We start from the raw sequence: 21,856 nt of genomic DNA on the forward strand, positions 1-21,856 counted from the left end.
ATGAAAAAGACACTCCACCTTTTTAGACACGGCGAAACAGACTGGAACGCGATTCGTCGCCTACAGGGGCATACCGATATTCCACTCAACGACGAAGGCCGCAAACAAGCCCGGGGTCTACAAAAATATTTTGCCGAAAATCCGGTGGATGTTTTTTATTCTAGCGACTTAAAACGCGCCCATGAAACAGCCCAGCTTGCGAACTTCGTTTTGCAAAAGCCCTTAACGACAAGCCCCGAGTTGCGGGAATCCTTTTTAGGAGACCTTGAAGGAAAAACCCGGGACGAAGTGTTTGTACTTTACGGCGAAGAAGATTGGCAGCGTTGGTCTTCGGTCCGCGCCGAAGATGCGGATTTTTGTTTGCCAGGCGCTGAAAGTTCTCGCGAAACGGTGTCGCGCGTGCTTCGTTTTTTAACTCGCTTTTGCCAGGAACATGACTTTACTTCGGCCGGGATTTGCACCCACGGCTTAGTGATGCGCAGGCTTTTACACTCGTTAAATCCGGAGCTAAAAAGCCTGATCGCAGTTCCAAACTGCAGGGTGTATCCGATCACCTATGATCTAGAACTTAAAAAATTCCACTTTAATCACAGCGAATAACGAGTCAGATCCAAATATCCAAAATCAAAGTCCGCCGTTTTTTTCTGATGCGCGGTGAGCTCGTCATAGTGCTGCCAAAATTCAGGGTTTGTGCGCGGGATTCCGAATTTAATCACAAGTTTATTAAAATCTTTTTCCGTTTTTATGCTCTTGACTTGATTTACAAACGCCCCCACTTGCGCTTCTTCGACGGAAAAAATCATATTGGGATACGAACCCATATAGTCTTCTTTAATTGTGAGGGTGTCTTCTTCCGGCGCCATACGTAAGGACTCTCCCATGATCCAAGAGATATTTTCATGCTCTTTATTGCGGATGATCGAGAACACCCGCAAGTCTTTTTGAGTTCGCACCTTTAACATCGCCAGATCCGGAAAGAATCTCGCAAAAGGTGTTTTGGAAATGGCTTTGATGGAGGCCATCTCGCGCAATGTTTTTTGGAGTTCGTCGGCTTTAAGCTGGTTTTGAAATTGCTCTGGCGTTTCAATGTTTTTCCAATTTAAGGCGTCAAGCTTGCCGCGCGCTTCGGGTGTGAGACGATAAAACAAGATCTTTTCGATCATTTGTTTTTTTGTCGCCTTTTCGTAAGTAAACTTCACGCCCGTCGGCTCTGCGGACCCCACGGTGGGAAACACATAAGTCATTTTAACGTCCGCTAATAATCCGCGATACCATTCGCGACGCAAAGTCAGACGTTCTTCGGGAGGTAAGAACATCAAGAATAACTCTTCGGCTTCCATGCGGATCATATCCATATAAACGCGAGTTAAAAATTGATGACTGACGTTTCCAAACACATCAAAGTTAACGACTAAATTGTAAACCAAACGCTCAAAAAGTGGATAATCTAAAACAAAAACCGTTTTTGGCAAATCCCCTATCGCGCCTTGTTTCACCACCGCATTATCATCATGACGAAAAACCGTTAAAACCGCATTGGGATTGGTTTTATCCCCATTCCAGATGTCGTTAAGAACATACCCTTCGGGTCTAAAGGTTTTTAAATTATCCACACGGATTTTGCGGTACTTTTCACGGTGATCAATCAAGGTCTTATAAAACAGCGGCGTTTCTTTTATATCCACGTCACTGCCAAAAACCCCCGGCAACATCAACAAAGGTGCAACCTCGTCGGAGTATGATTTTGAAAATACGGTTTTGTCGGATTCGGGCTCCATGAAAAATACATAGAACTGCTCTTGGATCGAGTTCACCGCATTGCTGCCGTTACAAACCGGGCCTTTAATGAAGGTCGCCACGTGGTATTGGGAGTCCTCCAAAAGAAAACGATAGCGGGCTTTGGTGGGAATATCTTTAAAGGCTAAAAACGGATTTTCCGCCACACTTCGTGCGTAAGAAGGTGTGCTAGATGCTTTCCATTTGGTTTCATAAAAGATTTCTTTTACGCGCGAAAGCTTCATAGAGCTTAATTGGTAAGGTATATGCGTTTTCCTGACGACCGTGCCCGTAAATGGCGTCAGGCAATAATAAAACTTTTTCACCCCCGGATCGTCATTGGGCCTTCGCGTGGCGATCTCCATCGGATTTTTAGAGCATGCCGTTTTTGAGCGGATCAGTTTAAAAAATAAATTGGAATCTTCGGGAAAGTGAATGTGGGCTAAAAATAAATGCTCGAAAATATATCTAGCCACTAAATGTTCTTCGTTGCTAGAGCCATTTAAAAACTTCTCCCACTCTTTGATTTGTTTTTGTGTTTTGACAGGCACCTTCACTGTCGGAGTTTCCACGGGCGCCCCCGCCTCGATCCACTTTCTCATCGTGGAAAGTTCGACAGAGTTCAGTGGCGGAAACCCATAGGGCATGCCGAGTTCTTTTAAATCTGTCAGTGTATCGGGGCACACCGCGGATTGGGCGACTTGTTTTTTAATGGCGACTTTTGGATTTTCTGCCCGCAGTTTTAGCAGACTGAAAAATAAATTCTCTTCAGGTTTTCTTGAAGTGTTAAGCTCAAAGAATCCCATGTTTCGCCATTGTCGGGTCGTGTGGGCATCCACCCACAAGCGTGTGGGCGGGACACTGGCGGTGCGAAGTCCGTTATAGACGTTGGATTTATTGGCCCCCCGTTCAAATCCTTCACGGCCTTGCAGATTCACCTGGCAAGGGGCATTGAAACAGCTGTGGCAGGCCACGCAGCGGTTGTCAAAAAGGGGCTGAACCTCACGCGCATAAAAGTTTTCTGACAATTCGGCCAGCGACACGAAAGGTGTCATAGTGAGGACTATAACGCTGACACACTTTAACAGAATGAATTGCATATATGTGGGCTCCCTGTATATTGAAACAATAGTAACTTAAAATCTAAGGACGATCATGGATAAAATTCCTTCTCAAACAGTGCAAAATTCGATTGACCAAATCTGCGGGATTACCGAGGAAGCGGACCTTGAGCTCGCGTCCCAGCATTTTTTTGATGTCCAACCGGATTTGGGTGGCTTTTTCATGGAGTTTATCGAGGACATGAGCGAGGAAGCTCAAGACTTGGGCTTTATGATGGCTTTAATTTTAAATAAAGCTTTTGAGGATCAGTATAAAAAAATCCGCCCTATGAACGAAGACGAAGTGGTTGCGCGTTTTGAAGCCAATGAAGCTGAGTTTGAAAGTTTCTTAAAGATCAATGACGATATGATTGCCGACCTTCAAGATAAGGCGCGCGCCGAAGGACAGCCGGAAGTCTTTAATTATATCGTCGAAGAACTTTTCATGTCGCCAGAGCTTGAACCCGCCTTGGGCGCTAATGAACAGATTCATCTTTTCATTATCTGTAAATTCTTGATTGATTGCCTGAATGAGATGGCCAAAGAAGGCGCGCCAGAACTCGTTCGCCACTAAAAATGCCAGGTTCTTTTAGCCGCTTTTCTTTAAGATGACGTTGATATCGTCGATCTCTTCTTTAAAGTAGTCATTTTCTCGCAAACGAATATGGGGATCCTTCGCGGTCCCCTCTTGAATACTGCGAATCACACGCCGAGCATTATACAAAGGCCCCGCAATCCGACTGGTGAGGCGATTAAAAACAAAAACTCCCGCCAGCAGGCACACGGCTAAGGGAATGGTTTGATAGATTAAAAAACTCACCTTATAACGCGATAAAAATTCGGCTGCCGACATCGAGCCCACGACCTCTTCGACTTGCGAAACGAAAAGATACCCTGCCGCCACTTGGCCCATAAATAGCGACATGACAAAAAGCCCCACGTACATCAATACGTCGTATTGAACCTCACGGTTGACGATCAAGCGCCGGCGCGCATGGGGTTTTTGGTCCATAAAAGACTCCTCTTGCTTAGGTATCCATTCTACCGGAAAACTTCCCCCGGAGCCCGCGCTTTAAGGTGCCAGGTCCTATTTCTGTACATACCGCTTCCGTAAACAGGACCTGGCACCAAAAAGTGTCACAACCTTGAACTTTTTTTCGGCATCTCCTTTAGAGACGGCGTTAATGGCTTCTTAACCGCGATTCGCACTGGCCGTGGCATTGCATCGTCTTTAGCTTGTATGAAAACCCTTTTCGCCCTCACCTTATCCATCCTGCTTTTCGGAGCTCACGTGGCCCACGCGGAAGTAACTCGCGTTTTGGTCTCCGTCGGCGAGCTCGGGCCCAATAAGGATTTGCAGTGGCGAAAAGAGATCTGCGCTGACATCCATAACATCGGCAATCAAATGATGACGGAGGGTGTTCAAGTCACCTGCCGCCAAGACTCTATTCACGTGATTGATACTTACCTGCAACAGCTTAAGGGTGATAACCAGTACCATATCCGCGTCTTAAAGGGTTTTAAAGGGGCTTACCGTCTTTCCGTTTCTAATTGGAATCGTCAATTTGAGAGCGATTTTGCAACCCTGGGATGGAATATCGGCCGAGAGCCTCACACCCGGGATCTGGGACAAGATGGCCTGATGGTCGTTTTAACAAATTTCTTTTCTTACCTTGAAAACGAAACCGCGCTTAAAACCGAGTGGCTTTTAAATGCCCGCACTCTTTCAAACGCCATCACCTATGACTTTAAAAATCTATCGTTTAAGTCGGTGAAAGATCGTAAGCGCATTTCCGTGGCGACAGCTTTGCGACTCTTTGAGCAAGAAAATCCTGAAAATATGGACTACCTGCGCAGCCGTCAAGAAATGGCCTTGGCCTACGCGGCGATCGCGCGAAATGATTTAAATATCTTAAATCCCGAAGACAACCTGCTAGACATCTTAGAAAAGGCGGCCCTGCAAGGAAGACAGGCCGCTTTAAGATGGAGCCGCGTCATCACATTTGACGAACGAGCGGTTTCAAAATTAACTTTGGAGCTGATCCAAGAGGCTTCCGACGAAGCCCTGCCTGGCGGAAACGATGTCCAGCAAAGGCCCGTCACTTCGGAGCTGCCGACCCCGAAAAAGGCGCTAGGCAAGTTGGTTTATTTATTTTAAGTGGACCAGGGCGTTTAAGCTGACTTTTTAACAGCTTCCTGCAAGGACATTTTTAAAGCGACAAACGCCGGCTTATGGAAGGGCTGACCTAGTGTGAGCTCAATATACTGAATGGCGGCCGCCGCATTTTTAGGATGCGGATTATTCACCGACTCCATCACTAATTCCGAAAAACAATCCGCTAAAGCTACGATTCGCGCAAACGGATTCATCTTAATATCCCGGATGCGACGAGGATACCCTTGCCCGTGTGCATTTTCGTGATGTTCCAGCGCCATGGCGATCACATCTTCAGAGATCGAAGGCATGGTTCTTAAAATTTCTACTCCTCGATACACGTGCGACTCATATATCGCCGTTTGTTCACGGTTCATCGCATGTCTAGGAAGTTCTAAGATATCATCAGGAATGTCTTTAAGGCCCACATCGTGAAGCAGGGCTCCTAGAGCTAACTTTTCTAAGTTTTGTGACAGCGTCCACTTCATGGATTTGGCGATGATCACCGACACGGCAGAGACCATCATCGAATGGCGAATCAAACCGTCGTTCAGACTGTTCATCATCTCCACCACCGAAGAAATATCGGTTTTACGATCTACCAAAATTTGAATAGATTTACTGATGACTTTAGAGTGCTCGAGTGCTTGGTGATCAAAACCTAACTGCGAGATTTCGTTAAATATAGACTCTGCGGCTTTAGAAAGGACCAGGGCCTTTTTATCTTCGGCGATGGCCTCGTTTTCTAAAACAATCCCCGCCACCGTCAACGCTTTACCCACACACTTGTGATATTCCGACTTACGCACATAAAGCCACTCGGATCGTTCAGGGAAATGCATTTGATCAAAAAGGACTTTAGCGCCCTCTTTTAAGATCATCACGTAATTGTGTTCCGAGAGTTTTAAAAATAGATCGACCGGAACCTGGGTTCCGGCGATAAACTGCTCTTTAGAAACTGCAACGTACTCTTCGTGCTTTGGACTCATGTGAATCTCTTATCGGACCTCTTGAGGATACCTTGAGATTCTCATTTTGAGACAGGACTTTGTGCCCGCCAGGCACCCAGGGCTATCGCCCTTCAATTAAGCGCAACGAAGCCTCGATCCATTTCTTTTTAGAGGTCACATAAAAACGCAGCTTTTCGGGATGAGAGGCCTTGGAGTTTAATGTCAGCTCAATAGGATCAATCTGCTTCCATGCCTGCCCATTCTTTTCAATAAAGCGAACTTGGAAGGTCCCACGACGGACTTCGTCTACGGACACCTTAGAAAACTTAGGGTGGGCTATATTAAACACGCCCTGCATGGGGGCCGCTCCGTCCGTAAATAAAAATCTGGGGACAGGGACGCTGTAGCGCTCTTTAATCATGTCGCCGGTGATGATGCAGGCAGAAAGGCGGATCTCAGCTTCAACGAAGTCTTTTTTAGAATTTAAGTCCGACTTATCGATATTAAATCTAACTTGGCTGATTTCCTTTTGCCCTTCATAAGTGCATGACGACGTCATCCCAAATAAAAGATTGAGTTTGTATTTAAACGCCACCTCTTGAGCTAGAGAAATATGGGACGCGAATAGCACTGCTATAACAGAAATTAATTTAAGCCTAGCCATTTGTTCTTCTCCTCAATTAACTGAAATGCGGTTGTGACCGGGATTTCGCCATATGAAAAATTCTGTTCAACCAGTGCATGCTCTTTCATATGCGGTCTAAATACATGCAAACTGACTGACGTATTTTTTAACTTCTTTAATAAAAACTTTAAAATCACGTCTTTTGAATTCGACTGCGCAATCCAATTAAAGAAAGCCTTCGCGCGGGCTTCTTCCGTGTTTTGTCCTAGGACCTGATGGATCGCCATGACAAATACAAATCTTTCGTGCGCCTCTTCGTCGATTTTGATGTTTTCTCTAGATGTTTTTCTAAGATTTAAGATCTCGCTTTCTAATTCTTTGATCCAGCCCGTGTTATTACCACCTTGTGCGAATAACGGAGACAAATCTTTCCAGGACATTTTCACGTCCCAAGACAACTCTGCTTGTTTGTCGTCTTCAGGTTTTGGCAATAGCCCCGCTTGCATGGATTTTAAATCCATATTCAGCGATGACGTAATTTGCGAAAGCGCGTAGAGCGTTAACGGCCTTTTTTCCGTGTAGAAGTGCGTACACGTCAATTTAAAGCTTCCGTCAAAGAATCGAGTTTGTGGGTTATTCGCGTCAGCTTCAAAGGCGGCCCATGTCGTGCAGACTTCATTGGCAGGATCATTGCCCAGCGAAAAGCGCTTGCTAGAGTCGGCAGAGCTTTCCAGTAAATAAAAGCGATGACGTTGATCCACCAAGTTTGATGGGTTCAAGGACTCTGGCTTTAGATCTATGAAACCATCCCAACGAGTCTTGGTCGTTTTAAAAAACCACACATTCGAGTGCATGTATTTGTTGATATAGTCAGCATCATATTTTACTTCGGCATATTTCCCATGATAGTCCGCCTCTTTACCTACTTCGCCTTTTTTTACAAGTTCCGCCATGGGAACACGATACACCCCGCCCTTTTGCGCTAAGGCCGAGTATGACCATGTTAAAACAGGTAACTTTGCAAATCTGGTAACGGCGCGAAAAAAAACTTGAGCACTGAAATCATAACCGCGAGAATCACCAAAACCAACGAGCGCATTATTTTCGTCTTCCATGTAAACATAGTGACGGCTTAAAAAGCGGTACGATCCACCAAAGTTTGCTTGCGGTCGTACGCGAGAAGATTTGTAAATTTCAAGATATCCACTGGCCACCGCTCCCGCCGTCCAGCCGGACTCGACAGTAAAGCTTTGACCTCGCTTAAGTTGATCTATGGATGCCCCCATCACCATCTCTTTGGTCAATGTCCACGGCGATTTTGAAGCCGTCTCCTTAGATGAAGCAAAAGAGCTAAATAGGTATTTACGCATATAACCTGGGCCCACGCCAATGCCTGCGCGCGCGGGTCCGAGAGACTTTCCGTAACCCACGTTTATGGTCACAATTAAATCGACGGAGTCATTAATACGATACAGATTCGCCGGAGAATTCGAGTGTGGATTTTTTAAAATTTTTCTTTTAATACGGAACATAAATCCAGGGCCCACGCTAAAGCCACCAAGGCCTTTATCGTATTCGTAAGCAACATAGGGAGAATGCGCCAGCAAATACTTTGCAAGACCTTCCACATCTTCATAGCGATTTGAGATAAAATCCCGAATCTTTGCATCCAGACGGTCAAAAGTGAAATCCACTTCCAAGCCTTCCGGATTTTTCATCAAAACACCATCACGGATGACTTCGCCATATTGGAAATTTTGAACTTGAGATAAAAAGATGTTTTTCTCTCTCAATAACGAAGCACGGCGGGAAAGAAGCTTCACCGCATTCCACTGTGCGAGTGAATTAGGCATGCCGGCTTTTTGAAAGGCTTTCGCTAAGGCAAAAGCCGTCAGATCTTTGGTACGCATGCGGAAACTCTCTAGATCTTCGGGCTTAAGGGTCTTTGCCACTTCAAATGGAATTTCTGCAGACAAAAGATTTGGATTTGAAAGCGTGTCATTCATACCTAGGCATAAGTGCTCGGAATCAACACAACCTAGCCATAATAAATCCACAGCCGGCGCAGCACCTTGGGCCTTGAGAGCTTGCCGTAAAGACTTTTTCACGTAAAGATGAACCCAATCCCCTTCATGAGTCCAAGACTCAAAGATATTTTCCATTTTGGCTTGCAAGGGAGCCTCTTTAGATAAACGTAAAAAACGTTGGAAAATGGCATTGGGAATTATAATTTTCTGACCATTGGCCCACTGCGAGTCAAAGATTCCATTTCCTGTAGACAAAAGTAAAACTTGATCGCGTGCCGCACGAAACTCTAAGGCACTTGAGAAAATATACTTGCTCTCGCCATTTTGTAAGACGACTTCTTGCGAATCAATTTGCGCCGACCAATGGTCGCGATTGTCCGCGAATGCTGTCACCGACAGCACCATCGTTATTACTAAATAAAAAAATGCCAAGATCTTAGAAATCATTTACGATTAAAATCCCAATTTAATGTATTGTCGGTAAAATCTTCTTTTAAAGAGTTTTGGATAGATTTTGGCGTCCAGTAAGCCACCATCGGCACGCGCTCTAAAGAAGCTGTGCCCACCATCCAAGATCCTAACCATCCCGGGTTTTGTTGCACCCAAGGAACGGTTCTGTCGCCACCTAAAAGCCAAACCAGTGATTCTCCATTTTTGCCAATCGGCGCACCCGTCACCCAAGTGGTGCAGTTATTACCGCACTCGCTTTTATTGTTATCGATCTTGCCATGAGTTCTTGGATCCCCTTCAAGGCGGAAACGACCCAGCACCGCGTTTTTATTATCTTTGATGTTGGCGATGTATTTGGTCATGTTGACTTCTTCGAGACGGCTTAAAAGCACGATCGGCTCTAAGCGACGTGAAGAAGCGGCGGCATAATCCCCCGTACGGAATTTAGAAAAATACTGAATGGGGTTGTAACCAAAGTTATAAACTTTGCCATCTACTTGCACCAAAGTGTGGCTGGCGCGCTCTTTTAACGGAAAAGTCATAGCCTGGATCGTGATCATGTCTAAGTAATCTTTTTCAAGCTTAGAAACCTGGGCGGCTGATAAACCATCCGTTGAAATCATCAAGACGTCACGGTCCGTGTTGGTTTTTTGTTCGCCATCACGGTATTTAAAAGTCACGCCTGGAATGACTTGCACATTGTCTTTCCATTGATTTTTAAAAGAAGCGAGTCTTAATTCCAACCCGCGGCGAGGAGCCATAAGACCTGTGTGTCCTTCGGAATATCTTTTAGGCAGTACCGACTGGAAATTCACGAAAGTTTCATTCAAACGGCTTTCCACCGCAAACTGAGACAAAGCTCCTTGAGTTAAAGCGCGGGCTTGCTCGGTGGTGATTTGGCCTTGGGCATGATCTGCCGCAATTTGAGTTAATTTGGCAACGTAAGCCTCTTGCGCCGCACTCACCGTTTTTGAAAGTCCACTGGCATCTAAAGCTTGAAGAGTGGGTCTCCACGATTTTAATGGATACGCAAAATTACGGAAAGTTTCATGAACTAAAATGGCTTTATCAAATTCGAATTTTTTTGGCGCCTTACTTGGATAAATAGTTTTTAGTAAGTTCTGCACTTCAGGTGTGAACTTTTCAAAATCGCTTTGAGTATCTAAAACCTTGATCTTATCCATACCGACAAAGGGGCTGCGACCTTTTTGGGCGTAATAAATAGATCTGGCCACGCGGTCAACCAGCAGAGCTTCGTCTTTATGGGCGTCACGCACTTCCTGAGAAACGCGCGTTGTGCCCGCAATGTCCGGGCGCCATGAAGAAGAGCCAATATATTTAAAGGAATGCTCAAGCTTGATGATCGCGGCGGTTTCTTCGGGATTTAAAATTTTACCGTGTGCCACTTCCGTCATGGCTTCGACCATTTTTTTATGGCGGAATTTCACCATGGGTCCTAGATAAGGATGTAAGAAAGGTCGCATCACTTCTTTAGAATTGTCCGCCGCAAATTTTTCAGCCCCTTGAGCCATGCGCGATAAAACGTCGGCCTCATGGACAAAGTTAAAATACCCGATGTCTTCTTTTAAAGTGACTTCTTTGATATCTCCGCTGGGAGCAAAGAAGCTTTCTTTGGGTTGGCTGATCATGGCTTGCATGGATCCCACACCTAGATTTTTGTTAATCCAACGAACTTGGTTGAGCCAAGTTTCAAATCTATTGGCTGGAGCCACGACGATTTCCACGTTCCCCGTGTCGTCTTTAATAAGTTGCTGAGGCAGAAATGAAAGTTCGGGATTTTTATCTAAAAGCACCATCACCGGGTCTTTGGCCCCAAACGGAATTGATTTTGCCTTGGCAAAAACCCATTCCATGCGCTTTTCAACCGGCATCGCCAGCCATGCTTGTTTTGAAATCCCCGCTTCAGGTGCAGGACCATAGAAATTTGTCAACGGGCCGACTTCATTCAGAGTGTATTCGGATTCAAAACCAAATTGCATTTCTTTGCCCGCGGTTTTTAGCGAGCCCTTGGCAAACGCAAAGCCTTGTGCATCAAGTTCAATCAAATCTTTGTAAGAGATTTTATCAACCGCTTGCAGGCGCGCTACGGGAGATACCGCCCCTTTAGTAAAGACCGACTCACAGCGCATGGCTTCGGCCATGGCCGGTGAAACGGCCGTGACTTGGGTTAGCAAGATGGCAGCGGCGATAAGATGTTTTTTAGCGAAGTGCAATTTCATAACTGACTCCTAGTGTCCGGCAAACACCGCAGAACACGCGCGGGCTTTGATGCTTAAAAACTTTTGATAATCTTCAGGGTGATTCACGCGGAAAAACCCGACTGTTTCACTCAGACGTTTTAATCCCAAAGTCTCACGCACCGCTTTAACCACATTAAAGTTGTTGTTTGGTTCGCGATTTTCAAACAAAGGGTAACCTTTAAACCATGTGGTTTCGACTAAGAACTTAGACAGAGGATCCTGCGGCATCATGTACATCATCATTGAAGAAAGACGTAAGTAGTTCCATTTCATCACCGGCAAGATTTTATCAAATCCTTCAGCATGAAGCTTGTACATCACTTCTTTTTTCACTTGGCTGATTGGAGACTTCCACGCACCTTCAATGCCCATCACTTCGGCACCTTGGCGGTACATGAAATCGTTATAGAACTCTCTCCAAGTAGGATTGTAATGAGGTTGATTGATCAGCTTCATAAAGCCTGGTGAAAAATCACCTAAGTATTTACGACGGAATTCTGGCACTTGGTAAGTGGCCGCAATGTCTTTGCGGTTTTCAGGGCTTAAGTAAGTCTTAATCAAATCAATAATTTCTTGCGGCGTCGCCTTGCTGCGGTCCCCTTGAGCGATTTCGACATTCACTTGAATCGAAACGGCTAAACCATCCGCCGTGCCCTTCGCACCCGAAGCTTTCAAAGCGTCCATGGCTTTTTGCAATTTTTCGACATCCGCATAATGAATCGGATCCGTCACGATTTCGGTGATCAATGTTTTTTCGTAAGCTTCTTCTAAGTTACCAATCGCTGAAGAACCATTATCCTCAGGTTTTACGACCACGCGTCCAATGGCAGATTTTTGTAAATGATATTCCGGCACGCCGTATTCATTAGGAACAATTTGAATTTCACCACCGATTTTCTTTTGTACAATCAAAGCGATTTCTTTGGTACGAAGTCCCGACATCTCCACTTCGATCCCTACGCGCGGGGCTTTGTCGGCATCAAATGCTTCATCATGAGCAAACTTCATCAGCTGTTGCGCCTGAGCGCCCACTGAAAGACATAATAAAAGGAATGTCATTGCCGCGGTTTTCATTAGTGCTCCAATGTCTTTGTCCAAGTGACAAAGTCGTTCCAGGCTTTATCGCCGATTTTTTTAACCTTGCTTAAACGGATCGAATAGTTTTGCGCAAAATCCAATAGTTCCACGAAGTCAGCGCTTTGCAATTTCACCGGGTCCTTTGCGTTCTCTAAAACCGGTGCAAAATAATCTTTTTGCATCATGCGAAAGCCTTCAAGAGCATAGTCATGACTTTCAGGGTTTGCCGCGTCCTTCATCCAATCGACGATGTCATGTTTCACGTGTTTTTTGGCGTTGGCTAAATTATTATAAAACATCCAGCCTTCGGTGCCCTCAATCGCCCAACCGTAATGATCTTTCACGTGACGAGCGTAAGCACCAATCGTTTTTGGTGTTCTTAAAAACCCTGACCAATTGGTTCTTTCACCCCGATTGGTGTTCACTTCAATGATTTGCAGCTTTCCTTGGGGAGTGACGAAAATATCAAAAGAAAATCCCATGCGATGAGAAAATCCTTTAGGCATGCTTTGCAAAAGGTCTTCAACAAAGCGATCGACCGCTTCAATTTTTTCTTTGTTTTGTGGGGTGTACCAGCGAGTTTCGGTCGCCCCTTTTACGACATGACCATAAAAAGCATGGGCGCGGAATTCATTGGCTTCACCGTATTTTGAATTGGACAATCCCGTCCCTTCGATCATCCCCATCATCATCAGTTTTTCACCACTGCCGATGCGACCGGTCTTGTTACCGCCAAAGGCTTCGGCCATATCCGCTGAATTATAAAGAGCATTATCACCCTTCATTAAAAGGTCGACGATTTCTTTTTTGTCTTTATAAAAGCTTTTACCACTAGAAGACCAATCCAGTGTGGGCTTGATGATAAAACCTTGAGGAAATTCTTTATCTAACGCGGCTGAGAGTTTTGCTTTAGACACAATCACTTTGCCGTCGGCATTGACGAATTTATTTTTGGCTAAGAACTCTTTTACACCCATTGTTGGGGGGTGGAATTCCAAGAAGCGATCCCCTAAGTGTTTTTGCAGGATTTTCGCCATGATAAGCTTATCGGCCATTAAGTGCGTGGTTTCAGAGAATTCCACGATCTTGTTATCATAGAAAAAGCCCATCAAATCATCGCGTTTGGCGCCCAGCTTTAACTTCAGTGGGGCGTAGGCAAGATCAGCACTTTGATTTTCTAAAAGAATCCGCGCTTCGACCTTGTTCACTTTATCATTCAAGAATGTCACAGGAGAGTAGTCTGAAACATGGGAGAAGACTCTGGCGCAAACAGGGGCCGCAGGGGCATAAGCTCCCATGAAGAGACTTCCAACAATCGCAATAGATACCGCTACAGATTTCATCTGCTACTCCTACCTAACTGGTAGATATAGCAAGAGCGGCACCGCCCCAAATCCATTAAAGCAACGCTCGGGTGTGCCGAATCGAGACGATAACAGATTTAGTCATCGCCCTGATAACTTCTTTGACAGCAGCCTGGGGACACAACTAGCGATGTAAAAAGCTAAGAATTTTTCCGATCGTTGTAAGCACCCCGGGTTTTGGTGCGGCAAGCTGTTTAGGTCCTGGCGGGGGCTGAATGCGATCATTGTGATCGTTAATATATTCTTCAGGGGGGCCCTCAGGAGTGTGCGTCTGCGAGGGCTTAGGATGATGTTCTTGGTTTTGAGCCATAATTCACCTCCATATGACCCATTTAGTTTACGCCCAGCCTCCCCTGCGGACCAAGGCTGAGAATGGTGTATAACCGCAATGGCCTTATGTCGCGGCGAGACAACTCTACTATAAGCCCATTACACCCTATATTGCTTTCAATGGATTTTCATAGGACATCCGTTACCAATTTAGAATTGGCCATCCGGCCTGCCTTGAGATACAAAGGCCCCTCTAAAACACCCCTCTTAAAGGATTTGTTATGAAGTCTTTGGCCGTTATTTCTTCGATCTTGTTGCTCAGTGTTTCTTCTTTTGCGAAAAGTGCTGACGCCTACAACTGGCTTTTCCAAGATATGAAAAAAGCGGAGAGCTTAGCGGAAACCGTTTCGGCGCCAAAACATGGCGAATACTTTTTTGGCGACAAAGAAGCCCGCATGTTGATTTATGACGACGCGACTGTTGAACATGCATTGCAATTAAAAAAAGAAGGCAAGTTCCAACACTTTGCGATTAAGTCGGAGGACGATAAACGCAAACTTCGCGAGCTTATCGATCAGGGTTATGAAGCCGATGCTTTAGTGACTCATATCTTTCAAACGGTTGAGATCGATGAAGTGAAATTCAACTTGATCGCGTTACTGCCGAAAACAAAATTTAAAACTTTGGATTTCCGAGGCTATCAATATTCTACAAGCCTTCCCGGCTTCCCGGGCTTACGTGCGAAATACAATCGCACCGTGACGTTTTCATCAGACAAAGAAACTGGCGCGTTGGTTAAAGGCGAAATCTATCAAATGTCTTTAAGCGGACTTTTACAGCCCGTGGTTCTTCCCCTTAATTAATTAAACACTTCCAAAGACCGGGAGAATGACAATCTTGAAAAGGTTCGTTCCCGGTCTTGCTCAAGCCTGATCTTTTGCGCACCATGGAGTCCTCAAGAGGTGCAAAAGATGCGACAAGATTTAAACCCAACGACCACAACCCCGAAGGTTTTGGCCATTGATGACTGCATTGATTCTATAAGACTTCTATCGACCATTCTTTCCCACTATCACTGCGATTTGGACCTGGCTTTTGATGGCCAGGACGCGATTCCCCTTTTGCAAAGTCAAAACTTTGACCTCGTGATTTTAGATTGGCAAATGCCCAAGATGGGTGGACAAGAAACCTTGCTGCTCTTAGAACAAATTGTTCCGCCTTCACGGAAAAAATCCCCGACGCCTGTCCTGCTTTACACGTCTTCGCATTACTCGCAAATCACGCTACCCGAGTTGCGACAGTTTAAATATGCCGGATGGATTGATAAACAGAGTTCTTTTAATTCAAAATTCCGTTCCATCGGGAATGCACTCGCTCTTATTTAGTTGAGTGGTGAAAGTTTATTTCCACACAGGACCCGGAAGAAGATTTCTTTCGGGTCTTTTTTTATTTCATAATGAGCTTACAACAAAAAGGAGGCCATCATGGCAAAACAAAATAGTTCACGACGAAGTTCTTCAAGCTCTTCAAAACCATCTAGTTCATCTTCTCGCTCTTCTTCGTCATCCGTAAAATCTCAAAGTTCAAAACGTGGTGCAAGAACCACTAAAAATGACGAAATGGATGAAGAATAGGTATTACTGAACTAGGAGGTTTTTATCTCCTAGTTCGCTCCCCCGGCGGAAATCCCATTGACCGTCACCTTTTGATTTGCAAAATCAAACGTCACCTTATGAGATCCCTGAACTGTCACGTGCACCTGAGCCGCCATTCGTTTCACAGATGTGATCGTATTAAACCCTCCCAAACTTTTTCGCCATCGAATCAATTTTTGATAATGCAACCAAAGTGATGCATCATGCTCCGCCAAGGTGATTTCAGGCTGGATGGAAGGCAAATGCCATTGCGGGTACTTGAAACCCTCCGCTTGACCATAGAACATTAACAGAGGGCCTGGCAGGAACGCCATCACGGAGGCCGCAAAGAACGTTTGTTCCCGGGTGTGGGAGAATAAAAAGCTGGGTGTGTCGTTATTTTGCAGATAGCGCGCCACGCGGGAAGCATCTTTATTTTTTTGCTCACGCAAAATATCGGCTAAATATTGGGCGGCGGCTTCAGGATCCTTTTCATTAAAAATTGTTTCTTCGTGACCTTCACCCGTCTGAAACGCCCATCGCGACACCCAGTCTGGATCTTGATTGTTCCAATCATAAGCCCACGTGTAGGGCCCAGCGGCGAAAAAAGCTTTGTCTTCCGCTAAGATCAAGGCCTCGGGGTTGATCTTTTTTAGCTCTTTGACAATGCTTTCATAAAATAACGGCCATCGTGAAGCGGGTGCCCAACCAGCATCCAGACGAAATCCATCAACGGAAAATTTCAAAGTCCAATGCCTTAACACTTCAATCGCATACCTTTGGACCGCGGGATGGGCGTAATTAAGATTCACTAGCTTTTCCCAGAAGTAATAGACAAAAGGAATTTCATCTACCATCAGAATATTTTGAAATTGCGAGTACACGCTGGCCGTTTCAATTTCATGCTGATAAAAATCATAAAGGCGTGATGCTTTACCGTTTCGTAGAACCTCTTGAGCAAAAGGATGCTGCAAGGGTGTGTGATTCAAAGCGATATCTAAGATGACTTTGATATTTAACGCGTGGGCATTGCGGATTAAGTTTTTAAATTGTTCTTCAGTTCCATAGCTGGGATTGATCGTAAAAAAATCGATGGTGTCATAAGATTGACCCGGCTCCGCAGAAGGAAAAATCGGCTGCACCCACAAGACGGTCACACCCAGATCTTTGAGTTCCGGCAGACGTCGCGTGATTTCAGAAATCACCGTGAGCGGGCGACCTTGAGTGAAGTAATAAGGCGAAACCCCATAAATCACATCATAGGCCAAAGCACGGCAGGATAAAAAACCAAAGAAGAAAAAGAAAATAAATTTGAACATGACGGCATAAAGTCAGAGACCGTTTACAGGGTCAAGCACAACCGCCACGACGAGAAAGAGTAATATTAAACAACGAGGTTTGGTTTATTTTTTAGGATTCATTCGTATTCATCATGAAAACGCCACCACGAATACGGTTCGACCTTCTTATTTAAAAATAGTCGTTTAAGAAATTAAAATATCTTTCGGTCATAATATCTGGCTGCATAGCATCGCCTTTAGAATCCAAAACTTCCGGCTTTTCTAATACGACTTTGCCGCCCACTTTTTTATAGTGAACATCTTTTTTGAAAAGAACCAATTTTTCTTCTTTCGTGCCGTCTGAATAATAAGGCACTAAAAAGCTTTCGATATGGCTTTTGGATGGTAAAAAATGAGGCACAAGGTTCAATTGATAAATAAAAATGGGAGGGCAGTTTTCAAAAATCACTTCCCTAGCCTGAAGTCCAGAGCTCCATGCATGAAAGTGGCGAACGCCCATGGAGTTAATAAGCTTTAGACCTTCGAGGTCGACAATTAGATCGTAAGTAGGATTGATATTAAGACCTTCAAACTCAGAATCAGGCTCTATCAGGCTGCCTTCGATGGACATCATCGTGCAATTGCCTGAAGTTTTAACATTCATTTTAACAGCCACAACGTTCCTCCTGAACCTTTAGACCACCTCCCTGTATGATAACGGCGCGGCCGAACGCTGTCGAGTCCGTATGTGAATAATAATTTGAAAATGTTCGGGGACAAAAAGTTCTTTTTTGAACCCTGGGAACGTATTCCCAAATAAATAACGACCTTCCAATTTTCACTTTTACTTTTGCTTCTTCAAAACATTCTCGCACCCACGCAGATTCAATCGGATAGAATCAAACTTTTTCATATTTATAAAATCTTAGTTATTACTCATATTTCGCGGCTTAAAAGTTCACCAGCTGCATTTTATTGGTTTTCACGTTGTCAGGTTCTCTAGGTGGCTCATTTTAATGATTTTCTCGCAATCTTACTAAGGAAACCAATCCAAAGTTCCGAAAAGAGTACAACCCTTCTAGAACGTGTAGGTACGGTTATGAGAATTTTCATTTTGCTAACAGTTTTTTTCGGATCATCTCTGACAATGGCAGCCCCCGCCTCTTTAAGTTATCAAGGTCGTATCGTCAAAGCAGATGGTCAGCCGTTACAACACACAAGTGTCAGTTTCCAATTTGAAATCACTTCACCCAACGGATCCTGCGTTATATTTCGCGAGCAAGTCAATGGCCTGAATATGGCTAACTCCAACGGTATTTTTGATACGCCGATTGGAGCTTCTCACAATTTCCCTCTGACCGCGAGCTTCACCATATTAGACGCATTTAATAATCTTGGCAGCTTTACTTGTGATGGCGGCGCGACTTACGTTCCGGCAGTCAATGATGGACGCCGCTTGCGCGTGCAATTTCATGATGGCTCTTCTTGGCGTATGATTTCACCGGATTCGATCATCCGCTCTGTCCCTTTTGCAGGATTCAGTCTTGCCGCTGAAAAACTTGGTAATCATCCGGTCGCGGATTTTGTGATGAAGAGCTCTTTACCTAGCACGGCGTGCTCTGGCACCCAAGTCCTTTCGTTTAATGGAACTGGTTTTCAGTGTGTGACCGATCAAACTGGCAGCGGTGGCGGCGGCACCATCACGGGTGTCGCGGGTTCAGGCCCGATTGTGGTCTCTGGAACAGGCAACGTCACAATTTCTGCGACGGTCGGAACAGCTTCGGGAACTTTGGCCGCGGGTAATGATTCGCGCATCGTCAATGCTTTGCAATCTGGCGCGACCGCCGGCGGAGATTTAGCCGGCACTTATCCGAACCCTACTGTTGCTAAAATCAAAGGAGTGGGAATTGATTTTTCAACCGCTCCCACCACGGGAAAATTTTTAAAATTTGATGGGACTAATTGGGTTCCGGGTGACATGGGTCAAAGTTCAGCCTCAACATCGGGATATTTGTCGGCGACAGATTGGAATACTTTTAACTCTAAGCAAGACGCCCTGACATCAGCGATCACCGGAAATTTTTGGAGTGGTGACGGTACGAATGTGTATCGCACGACAGGAAAAGTGGGCGTTGGGACAAACTCTCCGGATGTGTCTTTGACGATTCAGTCCACCACACCTTCCACCGCCGTTCATCCGAATCGCGCGGGTGTGATTGTTAAAGCCGAAGGCACGGACGTGGGCGGTCGCTATGCGGCTAGAACAGCCTCTGGCACCGAGAACCCCACCTTTACCGGTTATCGAAGCCAAGGAACCTTGGCCGCCCCCACTGCTATTAATACTTCTCAACACCTGCTGAATGTCAACGGCATGGGTTATGATGGGGCCGCTTGGAAAGAAGGGGCGTCGATCTTACTTTCACCAGGGGAAGCTTGGGATACGACAAAAACCGGAACTAATATTATTTTTAAAACCGCCACCAATGGCACAAACTCGAGCACCGAAAAAGTGCGTATCTCGCACAACGGTCGCATCGGGGTTGGGGTCACTTCTCCGGCGGCGCTAGTTGATGCGGAGTCCACTGGAACAGGAACGATGGTGTCGGGTCGCTTTGCCAGCAACCCGGGTGCCGTGGGTGCCGCAAATCTAAATGCGTTAGTCTTAGATAATACTTTTGGCGCAGGAAACTTTAAAAGTGAAATCAAATTCCGTGGCGGTGGCACAGACCAGTTTACGATCGGGGTCGATCCCGCGGGTTCGGGCACACAAGCTTTTTATATCTGGGATGCGATCGCCAACGCTCGCCGTCTGAGCATGGATTCCTCGGGTAATATCGGATTCGGGGTTGATAATCCAACGCAAAAAATAGATGTTGCGGGAAAAGTCAAAGCCACCGAGTTTTGTATCGGTGCTTCATGTATCAGCTCTTGGCCGTCTGGCGGCGGAAGCCTTGCTGCCGGCAGTGTGGGCACAACAGAACTTGCTGATGGTGCTGTCACTCAAAACAAACTTGAAACGGTGTCCGGCTTAACGGCCGGCACTTACGGCAGTGCAACGGCAATCCCCGCCGTAACAGTCGATGCTAAGGGACGTGTGACGGCGATTTCAACCAATGCCATCACCGGACTTCCGACGGCTTCGGGCGCCAGTGGAAAATTTTTGAAATCAAATGGCACGGTGTGGTCCGGCCAAGACATTCTTTTTAGTGACATTAAAAACTCGGTCGGTGGTTCGGCGTTTAATGTCGGATCGTGCGCTGCCAATCAAACCGTCGCTTGGTCTTCATTAACGGATTCATTCACTTGCCAAGGCATTGGCTCTTTAGATGCGGGCGCCATCACGACGGGCACTATCGATGCCGCGCGCCTTCCCTCATCGGTCACCACGGCCCAATGGACCGCGGCCAGCGGAAATGTTTATAGATCTACGGGAAGTGTGGGTATCGGAACCGCTTCACCAGAATCTTCACTTCATATTAGTGGTGGCGATATCTTGCTAGATAACGCGCGGTTTTTAAAAATGAAACGAAATACGGGCGGAATGGCCATTGATGTTTTGGGTTTTGCCTCTGGCACGGACAACTTAAAATTAAAAATGGGCACATCGTCTTCGACAGCCGGTCTTGATTTCGTAAATAGCAGTAACAACGTGATGGCGACATTAACGGGCGCCGGAAATTTTGGGATCGGATCCTCCTCGCCTTCTCATTTATTAAACGTGGTCGGTGGCGGAAATACGAACAAAACCGTTTTGGCCGAGCTTCGCTCTAATTTTGGTGGTGCGGGAACTGGGACGACTCTAAATTTAGTTAATAGCACGGTTGCTGGTGGATTTGCTGGCAGTGCCGCGATTGAGTCCATCCGTCAAAGCGACACGTCAGGGGATTTTGCCATTAAAGCGGCGGATTCTTCGGCTACTGGCGTGGAAGTCCTGCGCATCAAAGGCTCTAACGGGAACGTCGGGATCGGAACGAACTCGCCGACTGAAAAACTCAGTGTCGTGGGCGGGCGTTTGGGTGTCATGGCCAATGATTGGAACGACATGTACAACCACGTCTCATCCAGCAGTGCAAGTCCTAACATCTATACGGTGAGATCTCGTGGGACCTACTCATCCCCCACCTACGCCCAAAATGGGGATATCCTAGGAACCATCCAAATGCGTAATCACAATTCAAACTCTGGCGCCGGAATGATTTCGGTTGCCACTGAAAACCACTCTGCCTCGGCGGCGGGTGCGAATCTGATATTAACGGTCGTTCCCAATGGATCCTCGTCGTATGCAGAATCTATGACTCTGCTTGCTAATGGCAATGTGGGGGTCGCAACCCCTAATCCGCAAAGTGCCTTGCACGTCACAGGTTATGTGCAACTGGATGTAATCAATGGTGTCCCCGCCGCTACAGATTGTGATGCCGCTGCGGAATACGGAAGAATTAAATCAGATCCTACCAATAACAAACTTTATATGTGTGGATCTGCAGGATGGGTTGAATACTCCGTCGGCGCTGGCGGCCCCACCACCTGCCCGACCGGATACACTTTGATTGGCGCGGCCGGATTGCCAAGCAGTTACTGCATCAGCACCGTAGAAAAAACAGCCGCGACGTTCTTAAATGCGAAAACAACTTGTTATGCTGAATCCACCACTCGTGGTGTGGCTTCGTTGTGCTCTAACGACCAGTGGTATCGAGCGTGCAAAACGGGTTTACCTACCGCCATGAGTTCTGGAAATAACGAATGGGCCAGTGATGAACACTACAATATCAGCGGCACTCATTTTGCCCTCACGATGGGTAACGGAAGTTGTGAAACCATGACCGACCAAGCGATCACGGGAACACGAACTTATCGCTGCTGTATTAAGTAGTATTCTCCGAAAAGCAA

Annotated in this window: 18 protein-coding genes; 7 read left to right on the forward strand and 11 right to left on the reverse strand. The window is 45.9% G+C overall.

Translation table 11 applies throughout. The features are described from left to right. Nucleotides 1-600, forward strand: a complete 600-nt coding sequence (locus AZI86_RS11235; protein WP_061835283.1) for a histidine phosphatase family protein — start codon at nucleotides 1-3, stop codon at nucleotides 598-600. Here AZI86_RS11235 and AZI86_RS11240 read toward each other — a convergent pair. After that, a complete protein-coding gene (locus tag AZI86_RS11240; protein WP_253715893.1) occupies nucleotides 588-2,831 on the reverse strand; it encodes a fatty acid cis/trans isomerase in 2,244 nt (747 codons plus the stop codon). The two genes, AZI86_RS11235 and AZI86_RS11240, sit on opposite strands and share 13 nt — an antisense overlap. 100 nt (nucleotides 2,832-2,931) lie before the next feature. On the opposite strand from AZI86_RS11240, the gene AZI86_RS11245 reads away from it, so the two are divergent. Then, nucleotides 2,932-3,450, forward strand: coding sequence for a hypothetical protein (locus AZI86_RS11245; protein WP_061835284.1), 519 nt, complete (start codon nucleotides 2,932-2,934; stop codon nucleotides 3,448-3,450). Between the two features lie 15 nt (nucleotides 3,451-3,465). Here AZI86_RS11245 and AZI86_RS11250 read toward each other — a convergent pair whose 3' ends face one another. After that, entirely contained in the window at nucleotides 3,466-3,888 is a 423-nt protein-coding gene (locus AZI86_RS11250; RefSeq protein WP_061835285.1) for a hypothetical protein, read from the reverse strand. Between the two features lie 228 nt (nucleotides 3,889-4,116). On the opposite strand from AZI86_RS11250, the gene AZI86_RS11255 reads away from it, so the two are divergent. Continuing rightward, nucleotides 4,117-5,034 carry a hypothetical protein gene (locus tag AZI86_RS11255; protein ID WP_157684690.1) on the forward strand — a complete coding sequence of 306 codons (918 nt, stop codon included), beginning with the start codon at nucleotides 4,117-4,119 and terminating at the stop codon, nucleotides 5,032-5,034. Between the two features lie 14 nt (nucleotides 5,035-5,048). Here the strand turns inward: AZI86_RS11255 and AZI86_RS11260 are convergent, their stop codons facing one another. From AZI86_RS11260 to AZI86_RS11290, 7 genes are all read right to left on the reverse strand, one after another. Beyond that, nucleotides 5,049-6,020 (reverse strand): HD-GYP domain-containing protein, encoded by a 972-nt coding sequence (locus AZI86_RS11260; protein ID WP_061835287.1) that lies wholly within the window; start codon nucleotides 6,018-6,020, stop codon nucleotides 5,049-5,051. Nucleotides 6,021-6,102: 82 nt separating this feature from the next. Beyond that, on the reverse strand, nucleotides 6,103-6,645 hold the full coding sequence (locus AZI86_RS11265; RefSeq protein WP_061835288.1) for a hypothetical protein: 543 nt from the start codon (nucleotides 6,643-6,645) through the stop codon (nucleotides 6,103-6,105). Further along, the gene (locus AZI86_RS11270) at nucleotides 6,627-9,080 is read right to left on the reverse strand and encodes a hypothetical protein (protein WP_061835289.1); all 2,454 of its coding nucleotides are present in this window, start codon (nucleotides 9,078-9,080) and stop codon (nucleotides 6,627-6,629) included. The genes AZI86_RS11265 and AZI86_RS11270 overlap by 19 nt, the downstream gene beginning before the upstream one ends. Then, entirely contained in the window at nucleotides 9,077-11,323 is a 2,247-nt protein-coding gene (locus AZI86_RS11275) for a hypothetical protein (protein ID WP_061835290.1), read from the reverse strand. The genes AZI86_RS11270 and AZI86_RS11275 overlap by 4 nt, the downstream gene beginning before the upstream one ends. Before the next feature lie 9 nt (nucleotides 11,324-11,332). Next, nucleotides 11,333-12,418, reverse strand: coding sequence for an amidoligase family protein (locus AZI86_RS11280; RefSeq protein ID WP_061835291.1), 1,086 nt, complete (start codon nucleotides 12,416-12,418; stop codon nucleotides 11,333-11,335). After that, nucleotides 12,418-13,764: a hypothetical protein gene (locus AZI86_RS11285; protein WP_061835292.1), complete on the reverse strand. Its 1,347-nt coding sequence runs from the start codon at nucleotides 13,762-13,764 to the stop codon at nucleotides 12,418-12,420. Before AZI86_RS11285 ends, AZI86_RS11280 begins: the two co-directional genes overlap by 1 nt. A gap of 145 nt (nucleotides 13,765-13,909) precedes the next feature. Further along, nucleotides 13,910-14,095 carry a hypothetical protein gene (locus AZI86_RS11290; protein WP_061835293.1) on the reverse strand — a complete coding sequence of 62 codons (186 nt, stop codon included), beginning with the start codon at nucleotides 14,093-14,095 and terminating at the stop codon, nucleotides 13,910-13,912. A gap of 241 nt (nucleotides 14,096-14,336) precedes the next feature. Between AZI86_RS11290 and AZI86_RS11295 the strand changes: the two genes are divergently transcribed. The 3 genes from AZI86_RS11295 (at nucleotide 14,337) to AZI86_RS19220 (ending at nucleotide 15,689) form a co-directional block, all read left to right on the forward strand. After that, on the forward strand, nucleotides 14,337-14,918 hold the full coding sequence (locus AZI86_RS11295) for a hypothetical protein (protein ID WP_061835294.1): 582 nt from the start codon (nucleotides 14,337-14,339) through the stop codon (nucleotides 14,916-14,918). Between the two features lie 108 nt (nucleotides 14,919-15,026). Beyond that, on the forward strand, nucleotides 15,027-15,440 hold the full coding sequence (locus AZI86_RS11300; protein ID WP_081111909.1) for a response regulator: 414 nt from the start codon (nucleotides 15,027-15,029) through the stop codon (nucleotides 15,438-15,440). 99 nt (nucleotides 15,441-15,539) lie between these two features. Continuing rightward, nucleotides 15,540-15,689, forward strand: a complete 150-nt coding sequence (locus tag AZI86_RS19220; protein WP_157684691.1) for a hypothetical protein — start codon at nucleotides 15,540-15,542, stop codon at nucleotides 15,687-15,689. Between the two features lie 29 nt (nucleotides 15,690-15,718). On the opposite strand, the gene AZI86_RS11305 is transcribed toward AZI86_RS19220, so the two are convergent. Beyond that, nucleotides 15,719-17,008: an alpha-amylase family glycosyl hydrolase gene (locus tag AZI86_RS11305; protein WP_061835296.1), complete on the reverse strand. Its 1,290-nt coding sequence runs from the start codon at nucleotides 17,006-17,008 to the stop codon at nucleotides 15,719-15,721. Between the two features lie 151 nt (nucleotides 17,009-17,159). After that, nucleotides 17,160-17,645, reverse strand: coding sequence for a hypothetical protein (locus AZI86_RS11310; RefSeq protein ID WP_061835297.1), 486 nt, complete (start codon nucleotides 17,643-17,645; stop codon nucleotides 17,160-17,162). A 471-nt stretch (nucleotides 17,646-18,116) separates the two neighbouring features. On the opposite strand from AZI86_RS11310, the gene AZI86_RS11315 reads away from it, so the two are divergent. Continuing rightward, nucleotides 18,117-21,839: a beta strand repeat-containing protein gene (locus tag AZI86_RS11315; RefSeq protein ID WP_216635910.1), complete on the forward strand. Its 3,723-nt coding sequence runs from the start codon at nucleotides 18,117-18,119 to the stop codon at nucleotides 21,837-21,839. Nucleotides 21,840-21,856: the final 17 nt, after the last annotated feature.

The sequence above is a fragment of the Bdellovibrio bacteriovorus genome (assembly GCF_001592735.1).
GTDB classification, from domain to species: domain Bacteria; phylum Bdellovibrionota; class Bdellovibrionia; order Bdellovibrionales; family Bdellovibrionaceae; genus Bdellovibrio; species Bdellovibrio bacteriovorus_D.

Bases quoted from the DNA above. Each gene is read 5' to 3' on its own strand.
- AZI86_RS11235 (WP_061835283.1), top strand. From the start codon at position 1: ATGAAAAAGACACTCCACCTTTTTAGACACGGCGAAACAGACTGGAAC.
- AZI86_RS11240 (WP_253715893.1), bottom strand. From the start codon at position 2,831: ATGACACCTTTCGTGTCGCTGGCCGAATTGTCAGAAAACTTTTATGCG.
- AZI86_RS11245 (WP_061835284.1), top strand. From the start codon at position 2,932: ATGGATAAAATTCCTTCTCAAACAGTGCAAAATTCGATTGACCAAATC.
- AZI86_RS11250 (WP_061835285.1), bottom strand. From the start codon at position 3,888: ATGGACCAAAAACCCCATGCGCGCCGGCGCTTGATCGTCAACCGTGAG.
- AZI86_RS11255 (WP_157684690.1), top strand. From the start codon at position 4,117: ATGAAAACCCTTTTCGCCCTCACCTTATCCATCCTGCTTTTCGGAGCT.
- AZI86_RS11260 (WP_061835287.1), bottom strand. From the start codon at position 6,020: ATGAGTCCAAAGCACGAAGAGTACGTTGCAGTTTCTAAAGAGCAGTTT.
- AZI86_RS11265 (WP_061835288.1), bottom strand. From the start codon at position 6,645: ATGGCTAGGCTTAAATTAATTTCTGTTATAGCAGTGCTATTCGCGTCC.
- AZI86_RS11270 (WP_061835289.1), bottom strand. From the start codon at position 9,080: ATGATTTCTAAGATCTTGGCATTTTTTTATTTAGTAATAACGATGGTG.
- AZI86_RS11275 (WP_061835290.1), bottom strand. From the start codon at position 11,323: ATGAAATTGCACTTCGCTAAAAAACATCTTATCGCCGCTGCCATCTTG.
- AZI86_RS11280 (WP_061835291.1), bottom strand. From the start codon at position 12,418: ATGAAAACCGCGGCAATGACATTCCTTTTATTATGTCTTTCAGTGGGC.
- AZI86_RS11285 (WP_061835292.1), bottom strand. From the start codon at position 13,764: ATGAAATCTGTAGCGGTATCTATTGCGATTGTTGGAAGTCTCTTCATG.
- AZI86_RS11290 (WP_061835293.1), bottom strand. From the start codon at position 14,095: ATGGCTCAAAACCAAGAACATCATCCTAAGCCCTCGCAGACGCACACT.
- AZI86_RS11295 (WP_061835294.1), top strand. From the start codon at position 14,337: ATGAAGTCTTTGGCCGTTATTTCTTCGATCTTGTTGCTCAGTGTTTCT.
- AZI86_RS11300 (WP_081111909.1), top strand. From the start codon at position 15,027: ATGCGACAAGATTTAAACCCAACGACCACAACCCCGAAGGTTTTGGCC.
- AZI86_RS19220 (WP_157684691.1), top strand. From the start codon at position 15,540: ATGGCAAAACAAAATAGTTCACGACGAAGTTCTTCAAGCTCTTCAAAA.
- AZI86_RS11305 (WP_061835296.1), bottom strand. From the start codon at position 17,008: ATGTTCAAATTTATTTTCTTTTTCTTCTTTGGTTTTTTATCCTGCCGT.
- AZI86_RS11315 (WP_216635910.1), top strand. From the start codon at position 18,117: ATGGCAGCCCCCGCCTCTTTAAGTTATCAAGGTCGTATCGTCAAAGCA.